The organism is Methylobacterium sp. J-026, assembly GCF_022829585.1.
Taxonomy (GTDB): domain Bacteria; phylum Pseudomonadota; class Alphaproteobacteria; order Rhizobiales; family Beijerinckiaceae; genus Methylobacterium.
In genome coordinates this window covers 1-2,076 of record NZ_JAKSYC010000209.1, presented here as the reverse complement: position 1 = coordinate 2,076, position 2,076 = coordinate 1, and the positions used below count along the sequence as shown (strand labels likewise).

3 protein-coding genes are annotated in these 2,076 nt (G+C 64.5%); all 3 read left to right on the top strand.

Annotated elements, in window-relative coordinates; all coding sequences use genetic code 11:
* On the top strand, positions 1 to 687 hold a 687-nt coding region (locus tag MKK69_RS18740), incomplete at its 5' end, for a site-specific integrase (protein WP_243970299.1).
* Positions 684 to 1,076, top strand: a complete 393-nt coding sequence (locus tag MKK69_RS18735) for a DUF2513 domain-containing protein (protein WP_243970297.1) — start codon at positions 684 to 686, stop codon at positions 1,074 to 1,076. The genes MKK69_RS18740 and MKK69_RS18735, both read left to right, overlap by 4 nt.
* 44 nt (positions 1,077 to 1,120) lie before the next feature.
* Complete coding sequence (locus MKK69_RS18730; protein ID WP_243970294.1) at positions 1,121 to 1,624, top strand: hypothetical protein; 504 nt, start codon at positions 1,121 to 1,123, stop codon at positions 1,622 to 1,624.
* Positions 1,625 to 2,076 lie beyond the last annotated feature (452 nt).

Genomic DNA, 2,076 nt, shown 5'->3' with positions numbered 1-2,076 from the left:
GATCCGACAGATGATGAAGGCGTGCGCGCCGCCATGAAGGGCGCCCGGCGCAAGGTAGGCGTTGCCCCGACGCAGAAGGCGGCCGCAACCGCGGAGATCCTGGCTGCTCTCCTGATGCGGACGCCCGACAGTCTGACGGGCAAGCGGGATCGGGCATTGCTGGCGCTCGGCTTCGCGGGCGCGTTCCGGCGCTCCGAACTGGTGGCGCTCGATGTCGAGGACCTGCGCGAGGATCCCGAGGGCATTCGCGTCATGGTCCGCCGAAGCAAGGTCGACCAAGAGGGCAGGGGCTTTGAAAAGGCCATCCCGCACGGCCGGTTCATCCGACCGGTAGCCCTGGTGCGCGAGTGGCTGGACGCAACTGGCATCGTCTCGGGCCCGGTGTTCCGGCCGGTGTCGCGGTCGGGCAACGTGCGCAAAACGGAAACCGTTTCCGGTTTGCCGCCTCGCCTCACGACGCAGGCCGTAGCCGACATCATCAAGCGGTATTGCGCCGCCGCTGGCCTCGACGCCACGACGTTCGGGGCGCACAGCCTGCGGGCTGGCTACATCACCACGGCGGCCGAGCGTGGGGCCGATCTCGCCCGGATCATGGATCAGTCGGGCCACAGGGATCCCCGGACCGTGGTCGGCTACATCCGTCGAGCCAATGCGTTCAAGGGGCACTCGGGGAGCGGATTTCTATGAAGCGCGACATGAACCTAATTCGCGAGCTGCTTCTTCGTCTTGAGGGCCTACCGAAGACAAGCCATATGCGTTTGCATATTGGGTCAGATGATGAGCGCCTTATTTTCGAAAGCTACACACCTGATCAAGTCGATTATCATATGGCCCTGCTATACGAAGTTGAAATGATTACAAGCAGTGACAGCATCGATGCAATGGCAAGCGGTGAGTGGGTGTTCGACGCCCTAACATGGTCAGGTCACGACTTCTTAGACACCGTGCGCGATCCCGATGTCTGGAAAGAGACCAAGAGCCGAGCATCTCAAATTGGCGGCTGGACCCTCGATATCGTCAAGGATCTCGCGAGGGCCTACCTGAAGCAAAAGGCGCAGCAGCTCGGGTTCGGCTGATGGGTGACGACGCACAGCCTCGGCCGGATCGGCCGCCGCACGAGATGGCCGTCGGTTACATCCGCGACGCGGAGGCTTACCGGCGGGCGGCGCTACTCGTGCATCCACGGGAGGAGCCCGGCAGCGATCCCGACATGCTGCCGCCGGCGCTGTTCCTACTGTCTCACGCGGTTGAACTGGCGCTGAAGGCGTACCTGCTGAGCCAGGGCGTCCCAGATGGCTGGAACGAGGGGGAGCTGAAGCACCCGGCGGTCCGCCACGACCTCGTGCGTCTGCATGATCTGGCGGTCGCCCATGGCTTCGTCGCGAACGGCCCTCACTTCGACGGGATCGTGGACTGGCTCGGTCCGTTCCATCGCGGGCACGCCTTCCGGTACCGGCAGACGGGGTGGGCAACTCTACCCGCGCCATCACGGGTCGCTGACCTGCTGGCCCCCGTGATCGCCGACATCGGCCGTTCTGTCGCCGGACGGGCGATTGCCCTCGGCCAGGACCAAAGGCGGCAGGCAACAGATACCGCCGGCATCACGCTCGCGGCTCCTGAATAGAACGGGCCGGATCCCGTGACGACGTGGTTCGGCCCTGTGCCGTTCGGCGTTCGCGCCGGAGCGACGCCTACTGTGTAGCGCGCGGTGGCGGCGACGTGCCCGCGGGGAGTGCTGAGGGTGTTCGGCAGACAAACGCGGACGCTGAGCAGTTCGTCGGCATCGAGTTGGCTGATGCGTTCGCAAGCAGATTGCTCGATGCCGCGCCCATCGCATTTTGAATACAATCCGCTGAACGAGCATCGCCCGAGGAGCGTTTTTCCACGCCCCCGGGGTTTGTCATGCGCTTCGTGCCCGTTTGTTGTCCGCACTGCGGGTTATCGTTCAGCGTCGTCGTGTCTAACCAACACCGCTCCGCGCGCGTCGATCGGGAGGCCTGGCGTAGGATCTGTCCGCGTGCCTGTGAGGCCATGGAGCCGCGGCTATGCAACGATTTCCGCGCGGTGGTCATGTCG